Raw genomic sequence first — 7,308 nt, 5'->3', positions numbered from 1 at the left:
CACCAGCCACAACACGAGGTCGGCGTCTTCGGCTCGGGCTCGCGCCCGGCGAACACCCTCCTGCTCCACCGGATCGTCGGTCTCGCGAATGCCGGCCGTGTCGATCACCGTGACGGGATAGCCATCAAGATCGAGCTGCACCTCGATCACATCGCGTGTCGTGCCGGCATGCGGCGAGACGATCGCGACGTCGCGGCGCGCGAGCTGGTTGATCAGCGTCGACTTGCCGACATTCGGCTCGCCCGCGATCGCAACCACCAGGCCGTCGCGCAAGCGTTCAGCTTGTCCCTGTGCCGCAAGGACTTCTGCGATTTCGTCATGCAGCGCACTGATCGCCTTGACCGCAGGCGCTCTCAACTCGGCGGGCACATCGCCCTCGTCGGAGAAATCGATGCCGGCCTCGATCAAGGCCGAGGCGTCGATGATGCGCTCGCGCCAGTCGCGCGCGCGATTGCCGAGGAGACCCTGCAACTGCCGCAACGCCTGGCGGCGCTGGCGGTCGGTGTCGGCATGAATGAGATCGTCGAGGCCCTCCGCCTCGGTCAGGTCGAGCTTGCCGTTCTCGAAGGCGCGCCGGGTGAATTCGCCCGGTTCGGCAGCTCGCATATTCGGAATTACGGAAATTGCGGTAAACAGTGCGGCCAGCACCGCGCGGCCGCCATGGACGTGAAATTCGGCGACGTCCTCGCCGGTCGCGCTGCCGGGCCCCGGAAACCACAACACCACCGAATCGTCGATCGGCTGGCCCACGCCGTCATGAAGGAGCCGGCGGCTGGCCTGCCTCGGCGCCGGCAGCTTGCCCGCCAGCGTCGTCAGCACCAGGCTGGCGCCTGGCCCGGAGACACGCACCGCCGCAAGCGCACTTGGCGGACGGCCAGACGACAGTGCAAAGATGGTGTGGTCTCGCGGATACATAGCCTATTTGTCCGGCTGAAAGGGAAAAGGCAAACATCCGTTTCGGCTGACAAATCGAGCGATTATGCTGCTTGGATTCTCGCAGCAAAACCAATAGTGCGATGCAATAAATTCGCGAGCGTCTACTGCAAGAACCACTTGCAACGGAATGAGCGACATCCCTCGATCCGCTATTCATAAATTATATCAACATCTTAGACGACGCCTACTCCAGACGACAACGCCCCGCCATGCTGCAGCTCGCTGCAACAAAGTCGCACAAAGAAAAAGGGCGCCCGAAGGCGCCCTTTGGATCATGTTGCACTGCAATCAGGTGTTCATCGAATCGAAGAACTCGGAATTGCTCTTGGTCGAGCGCAGCTTGTCGAGCAGGAAGTCGATGCCGTCCATCGTCCCCATCGGATTCAGGATGCGGCGGAGTACGTACATCTTCTTCAAGACCACCGGATCGGTGATCAGCTCTTCCTTACGGGTGCCGGAGCGCGAAATGTCGATCGCCGGGAAGGTCCGCTTGTCCGACACCTTGCGATCGAGGATCAGCTCGGAGTTGCCGGTGCCCTTGAACTCTTCGAAGATGACTTCGTCCATACGGCTGCCGGTATCAACCAGCGCAGTCGCGATGATCGTCAGCGAGCCGCCCTCTTCGATGTTGCGGGCGGCGCCGAAGAACCGCTTCGGCCGCTGCAGCGCGTTGGCATCGACACCGCCGGTCAGCACCTTGCCCGATGACGGCACCACGGTGTTGTAGGCGCGGCCGAGGCGCGTGATGGAGTCCAGCAGGATCACGACGTCGCGGCCATGCTCAACCAGACGCTTGGCCTTCTCGATCACCATCTCGGCGACCTGGACATGGCGCACCGCCGGCTCGTCGAAGGTCGAGGAGACGACCTCGCCCTTCACCGAGCGCTGCATGTCCGTGACTTCTTCCGGACGTTCGTCGATCAGGAGCACGATCAGATAGCACTCGGGATGATTATGCGCGATCGAGTGCGCGATGTTCTGCATCAGCACGGTCTTGCCCGTGCGCGGCGGCGCGACGATCAGCGCGCGCTGACCCTTGCCGATCGGCGCAACGATGTCGATCACCCTTGCAGACAGGTCTTTCCGCGTGGGGTCGTCGATTTCCATGCGGAAGCGCTGATTCGGAAACAGCGGCGTGAGGTTGTCGAAATTGACCTTGTGCTTGGCCTTTTCCGGGTCCTCGAAATTGAGCGTGTTGACCTTCAGCAGCGCGAAATAGCGCTCGCCCTCCTTCGGGCTGCGGATGTGGCCTTCGATAGTGTCGCCGGTGCGCAGGCCAAAACGGCGGATCTGCGAGGGCGAAACGTAGATGTCATCCGGGCCCGGCAGATAATTCGCATCGGGCGAGCGGAGGAAGCCGAAGCCGTCGGAGAGAACCTCGACGACGCCTTCGCCGACGATGTCGGTCTCGGCGAGCGCAAGCTGCTTGAGGATGGCGAACAGCAGCTCCTGCTTGCGCATGGTGCTGGCATTCTCGACCCCATTCTCTTCCGCGAACGAGACGAGCTCGGCCGGCGTCTTCGACTTGAGGTCCTGGAGTTTGATTTCCCGCATTGGGGTGGTCCTGTGGGGTAACCTGGGAGGGGGGTGCGAGGAGGCTCTGAAATGCGGACGCGAAAAGGTAAGGTCCGCAGGTCTGGCAAGGAGAGCGCCGGTGAGGCTTCAAACCTGATGGGGTGTCCGGCCTCTGGAAAGCTCAGACACGACCACATCCGCCTGCGTTGGGTGGGATATCGCTAATATAGAAAATCGCCTCACACTCCGCAAGCAGAAGCACTGAGCGATTGTTCGCGACCGCTGCCTAGAACGGCTTCACGATCACCATGATGACGATCAGAATCATCAAGGCAGTTGGTACCTCGTTGATAATCCGATAGAATTTCTGGCTCCGGGGGCGCCGGTCCGCCGCGAAATCCTTCAGCCAGCGCGAAAAAAAGCCGTGGACCGCGGACATCGCCAGGACCAGTGCCAGTTTTACGTGCAGCCAGCCGAAAGTGAACCAGTGTCCAGCCCAGGCGAGGTAGAGCCCGGCGAGCCAGGTCACGATCATAGCGGGGTTGATGATCGCCTTGAACAGCCGCCGTTCCATGATCTTGAACGTTTCCGACTGCTGCGAGCCGACTTCAGCCTCGCAATGATAAACGAACAGCCGTGGCAAATAGAGCATGCCCGCCATCCAGGAAATGACGGCGATCACATGCAGCGCCTTGATCCAGAGGTAGACGTCTTCAAACATGTCTGGGGGTCCGGATTCCTGCCCAGCCGAGGGGAAACGTTGGGGATAGTAAGAACTCGTTAAGGTCTTGCCTGCACACATATCCGTCCGTAGCGCCCTTCTCCAATAAGAATCTTAGATTCTTAAGGTTTGAGTCTATGTGACGGTGAATTGGACTCACACATCTCCGTCCGCCCGTTCACACGCGCTTGTTCACATCCATCAACATATCCTCTGACAGCTCCGGCCGCTTTCGATAAGTCGGTCAGCTTCAAAGGCTTGCGCGTTTCTGTCGGCAGCTTATCAAGAGGGTTATCGACGCAATCCCGTTTCCCTTTCGGGAGGGCGTCGAAGTTGTTCTCAGGGGCAGCGGTGTGAAGAAAATCCGCCGTTGTCCCGCCCCCGGTGTCGCACATCCCTTTCCGGGAGGTTAAGCTCCACAGAAATCCACAAACCACACCGACTCCATACAAAGGGCTTTTGTGCCGACTTCGAACAATTATTTCCATCTGCACCTCGTCTCCGACTCCACCGGTGAGACGCTGATCACGGTCGCGCGCGCCGTTGCCGCCCAGTACGCCAACGTGACCCCGGTCGAGCACGTCTATCCGCTGGTGCGCAGCCAGAAACAGCTCGATCGCGTGCTCGACGAGATCGAGGAAGCGCCGGGAATCGTGCTGTTCACGCTGCTCGAGAAGGATCTGGTTTCGAGGCTCGAGGATAAGTGCAAGGGGATCAATGTTCCGAGCCTGTCGATCATCGGGCCGGTGATGCAGTTGTTCGAGGCCTATCTCGGAGCTGCCACGACCGGCCGGGTCGGCGCCCAGCACGTGCTCAATGCCGAATACTTCAAGCGTATCGACGCGTTGAACTACACGATGATCCACGATGACGGCCAGCATGTCGAAGGGCTCGACGACGCGGACGTGGTGCTCGTCGGCGTTTCCCGCACCTCCAAGACCCCGACGTCGATCTACCTTGCCAACCGAGGCATCCGCACTGCCAACGTGCCGCTGGTTCCAGGCATTCCGGTGCCCTCGCAACTGGAGACGTTGACGCGACCGCTGGTGGTGAGCTTGCATGCGACGCCGGAACGATTGATCCAGGTGCGCACGAACCGCCTGCTCTCCATGGGGGCCGATTCCAGCAGCGACACTTATACCGACAAGCAATCGGTCGCCGAGGAGGTCGCATTTGCCCGCAAGCTGAGCGCCAAGCACGATTGGCCGCTGCTCGACGTCACGCGGCGCTCGATCGAGGAAACCGCCGCGGCGATCATGAAACTTTACAGCGATCGTCAGCGTAACCGGCCTTCTGAATAGCTTTGGGATAGTTTCGCGATGGGTCTCTGGCTCGGCAAATCTTCGTTGATCCTGGCCTCGCAGAGCAGCGCGAGAAAGATGCTCCTGGCGAATGCCGGGCTCGAGTTCAAGGCGATCACGGCTGATATCGACGAGCGCGGCATCCAGGCCGCCTCCGGGCTTTCTGGTCCGCGCGAGATTGCCCTGCTGCTGGCGCGCGAAAAAGCCAAGGCAGTCTCGGCCCATCACGTTGGAAGCACCGTCATTGGTGCTGATCAAACGCTGGCGCTTGGCGATCGCCTCTTCAACAAGCCAGCGGGCCGCGCCCAGGCGCTGGCGCAGCTGCGCGATCTCTCCGGCCATAGCCATGAGCTGAATTCCGCCGTGGCGATCGCACGCGATGGCGAGATCATCTTCGAGGACGTCTCGGTTGCCTGCCTCACGATGCGGCAGATGACCGAGGCCGAGCTTTCGGCCTATCTCGACATCGCCGGCGGCGCCGTCAGCACCAGCGTCGGCGGCTATCAGCTCGAAAGCCTGGGGATCCATTTGTTCGAGCGTATCGAGGGCGACCACTTCACCATTCTCGGCTTGCCGCTGCTGCCGCTGCTTGCGTTCCTGCGGCGCGAGCGGCTAGTTGCGGTGTGACTGGCAGATATGGTTGGGCGCTGATGCGGATCCTGGGACTGACCGGCTCGATCGGGATGGGCAAATCCACCACCGCGAAATTGTTCGCGGAGGCTGGCGTGCCTGTCTACGATGCCGATGCGGCCGTCCATCAGCTCTATGAGGGCGAGGCCGCACCCGCGATCGAGGCCGCCTTCCCCGGCACTACCGCGAACGGCAAGGTTGATCGGCCAAAACTCTCGGCGCGTGTGGTGCACGATCCTGCGGCCATCAAGCAGCTCGAGCAGATCGTCCATCCGATGCTCGGCGCTTCCCGGAAAAAGTTCTTCGCCGACGCCGAAGCCGCCAACGCGCCGGTCGTGGTGCTGGACATACCGCTGCTGTTCGAGACGGGTGGCGAGACGCGGGTCGATGCCGTAGTCGTCGTCACCACGTCTCCGGAACTGCAGCGCGAGCGGGTGCTGGCGCGCGGCACGATGGACGAGGCCAAGCTCGACGCCATCATCGCCAAGCAGACACCCGATGCGGAAAAGCGCAGGCGTGCCGATTTCGTGGTGGATACATCCCACGGACTCGAACCGGTGCGCGCCCAAATCGCGCACATCCTCGCCGACGTCGTTAAGATGCCGCAGCGGCGCGCCTGATTCGCCGCCTGACACGGCTTCCCAGATCATGCGCGAAATCGTTCTCGACACAGAAACCACCGGCCTTGACCCGTTGCGGGGAGATCGCCTGGTCGAAATCGGCTGCGTCGAGATGCTCAATCGCATGCCGACGGGGCAGAGTTTCCACGTCTACATCAATCCCGAAAGGGACATGCCGGCAGAAGCCTTTGCGGTGCACGGGCTGTCGGCCGAATTCCTGGCGACGAAGCAGCTGTTTCACGAGGTCGTCGACGATTTTCTGGAGTTCATCGGCGACGCGCCGCTGGTGATCCACAATGCCTCGTTCGACATCAGCTTCATCAATGCCGAGCTCGACCGGATCAAGCGCCCGGCGATCCCGCGCGAGCGGCTGGTCGATACGCTGCTGCTGGCTCGGCGCAAGCATCCCGGCGTGTCGAACCGGCTCGACGATCTCTGCTCACGCTATGCGATCGACAATTCACGCCGCACCAAGCACGGCGCATTGCTCGACGCCGAGCTGCTTGCGGAAGTCTATGTGGATCTGGTCGGGGCGCGGCAGTCGCAGCTGCTGCTTGCTTCGGAATCCGAAGAGACTCGCGCCAATGGGGCTGCCGATGCGCCTCGGCGGCAACGGCCGGCGCCGCTCACCCCGCGCATTTCGGACGCCGAGCGCGAGGCCCACCGGGCCTTCATCGCAACGCTCGGCGACAAGGCGATCTGGAACGAGTTCTTGCCCGCTCCAGCCGCCCCTTTGGCTGGTTAAGCCTGGCCGCTCGGCTGAGCGGCCATTTGCCGCTCCATGTTCTGGCGATAGAGGCCGACGAAGTCGACCGGATCCAGCATCAAAGGCGGGAACCCGCCGTCGCGCACGGCAGTGGCGATGATCTCACGGGCAAACGGGAACAGCAGGCGCGGGCATTCGATCATGACCAGCGGATGCAAATTGTCCTTCGGCACGTTGGAGATGCGGAAGACGCCGGCATAAGCGAGCTCGAACGAGAACATGATCTTGCCGGCGGTCTCGGCCTTGCCCTCGACCGACAGCGTCACCTCGAACTCCTGTTCGCTGAGATTGTTGGCGCTGACATTGATCTGGATGTTGATCTGGGGCGGCTGGCTCTGCTGCTGGAGCGAGCTGGGCGCATTCGGATTTTCGAACGAGAGGTCCTTGGTATATTGCGCCAGGACGTTGAGCTGGGGAGCCTGGGCCGCCTCGGGAGGGGTGCCGTTACCGTTGGTCATAAGAGTGTCTCCTTACCCGATTGGGCTGAATTTCGCGGCGGTTGGCTAACATAGGGCTACCTCGTTCCACAAGGACGAACGGTCCCGGATGGGGAATTCCGGCCACGCCCACAACTGTGGCGTTCACCCCGGCGATCCAGCGCAACTGCGCCTTAAACGATTGAAGATGCGCGATTTCCGGGCAGGATCGGGTTTCCCCTTAAGCATAAAACGCGCTACACTCGGTGCTGTGCCAAAAGGCGCCATTGGCCGGGCAAGATTTCGTGCCTACATCCCACGGACCTGACGCGCGGACCCAAAATGGTGATGTAGACTTGCCGTTCCGGTATGGAACGGTCTACTGGCCGGATCGATTTTCCCG

8 protein-coding genes are annotated in these 7,308 nt (G+C 61.5%); 4 read left to right on the top strand and 4 right to left on the bottom strand.

Going from position 1 to position 7,308, the window contains the following annotated elements:
* The 3 genes from mnmE to hemJ form a co-directional block, all read right to left on the bottom strand.
* Window positions 1-915, bottom strand: a 915-nt coding sequence (gene mnmE, locus IVB32_RS39635; protein WP_247413109.1) for a tRNA uridine-5-carboxymethylaminomethyl(34) synthesis GTPase MnmE, incomplete at its 3' end; no start/stop codon positions are given.
* A 309-nt stretch (window positions 916-1,224) separates the two neighbouring features.
* On the bottom strand, window positions 1,225-2,490 hold the full coding sequence (gene rho, locus IVB32_RS39630) for a transcription termination factor Rho (RefSeq protein WP_007598612.1): 1,266 nt from the start codon (window positions 2,488-2,490) through the stop codon (window positions 1,225-1,227).
* Window positions 2,491-2,737: 247 nt separating this feature from the next.
* Window positions 2,738-3,172: a protoporphyrinogen oxidase HemJ gene (gene hemJ, locus IVB32_RS39625; protein ID WP_018459641.1), complete on the bottom strand. Its 435-nt coding sequence runs from the start codon at window positions 3,170-3,172 to the stop codon at window positions 2,738-2,740.
* A gap of 461 nt (window positions 3,173-3,633) precedes the next feature.
* Between hemJ and IVB32_RS39620 the strand changes: the two genes are divergently transcribed.
* Genes IVB32_RS39620 through dnaQ form a run of 4 tightly spaced genes read left to right on the top strand, consistent with a single transcriptional unit; the run spans window position 3,634 to window position 6,468 of the window.
* Window positions 3,634-4,473, top strand: a complete 840-nt coding sequence (locus IVB32_RS39620) for a pyruvate, water dikinase regulatory protein (protein ID WP_018459640.1) — start codon at window positions 3,634-3,636, stop codon at window positions 4,471-4,473.
* 18 nt (window positions 4,474-4,491) lie between these two features.
* Entirely contained in the window at window positions 4,492-5,100 is a 609-nt protein-coding gene (locus tag IVB32_RS39615) for a Maf family nucleotide pyrophosphatase (RefSeq protein ID WP_247295824.1), read from the top strand.
* A gap of 23 nt (window positions 5,101-5,123) precedes the next feature.
* The gene (gene coaE, locus IVB32_RS39610) at window positions 5,124-5,723 is read left to right on the top strand and encodes a dephospho-CoA kinase (protein ID WP_085349243.1); all 600 of its coding nucleotides are present in this window, start codon (window positions 5,124-5,126) and stop codon (window positions 5,721-5,723) included.
* A 28-nt stretch (window positions 5,724-5,751) separates the two neighbouring features.
* Entirely contained in the window at window positions 5,752-6,468 is a 717-nt protein-coding gene (gene dnaQ, locus IVB32_RS39605; RefSeq protein ID WP_018459637.1) for a DNA polymerase III subunit epsilon, read from the top strand.
* On the opposite strand, the gene secB is transcribed toward dnaQ, so the two are convergent.
* On the bottom strand, window positions 6,465-6,947 hold the full coding sequence (gene secB, locus IVB32_RS39600) for a protein-export chaperone SecB (RefSeq protein ID WP_007598595.1): 483 nt from the start codon (window positions 6,945-6,947) through the stop codon (window positions 6,465-6,467). The two genes, dnaQ and secB, sit on opposite strands and share 4 nt — an antisense overlap.
* Window positions 6,948-7,308 lie beyond the last annotated feature (361 nt).

The organism is Bradyrhizobium sp. 23 (genome assembly GCF_023073295.1).
Classification (GTDB): domain Bacteria; phylum Pseudomonadota; class Alphaproteobacteria; order Rhizobiales; family Xanthobacteraceae; genus Bradyrhizobium; species Bradyrhizobium canariense_D.
Note: the sequence above shows the minus strand (reverse complement) of the source record. Positions and strands in the feature narration are given on the sequence as shown.

Coding starts and splice junctions, on each gene's coding strand:
- rho (WP_007598612.1), bottom strand. CDS start 2,490: ATGCGGGAAATCAAACTCCAGGACCTCAAGTCGAAGACGCCGGCCGAG.
- hemJ (WP_018459641.1), bottom strand. CDS start 3,172: ATGTTTGAAGACGTCTACCTCTGGATCAAGGCGCTGCATGTGATCGCC.
- IVB32_RS39615 (WP_247295824.1), top strand. CDS start 4,492: ATGGGTCTCTGGCTCGGCAAATCTTCGTTGATCCTGGCCTCGCAGAGC.
- coaE (WP_085349243.1), top strand. CDS start 5,124: ATGCGGATCCTGGGACTGACCGGCTCGATCGGGATGGGCAAATCCACC.
- dnaQ (WP_018459637.1), top strand. CDS start 5,752: ATGCGCGAAATCGTTCTCGACACAGAAACCACCGGCCTTGACCCGTTG.
- secB (WP_007598595.1), bottom strand. CDS start 6,947: ATGACCAACGGTAACGGCACCCCTCCCGAGGCGGCCCAGGCTCCCCAG.